The 289-nt window shown below is 55.4% G+C and carries 1 pseudogene; it reads right to left on the reverse strand.

The annotated features are described in order from the left end of the window. Nucleotides 1-249 (reverse strand): annotated as a pseudogene (gene murD, locus LZP73_RS20380) (UDP-N-acetylmuramoyl-L-alanine--D-glutamate ligase); the annotation flags it as partial. Between the last annotated feature and the right edge of the window lie 40 nt (nucleotides 250-289).

Raw genomic sequence — 289 nt, forward strand, 5'->3', positions numbered from 1 at the left:
GCTTAAGGATGGATGCGCCAGTGCAATACCGGGACTGGCGACAATCAGATCTGCCGCCATCAGCCATTCATCATTCAGACCGCCCGTGTGGCGTTCTACGGCTTCGGGTAATTTATCCAGGCCAGGCGGTGTCATACGCGTATCCATAACGCGCGGCGTCACACCGCGAGCGAGGAAAAAGTCCACGCAAGAAAGCCCGGTGAGGCCCAGGCCGATAATGACGACATTTTTACCCTGGTAATCAGCCATGATTAACGTACCTTCAGCGTTGCCAGACCAATCAGGACCA

The sequence above is a fragment of the Shewanella sp. AS16 genome (assembly GCF_021412365.1).
GTDB classification, from domain to species: Bacteria; Pseudomonadota; Gammaproteobacteria; order Enterobacterales; family Shewanellaceae; genus Shewanella; species Shewanella salipaludis.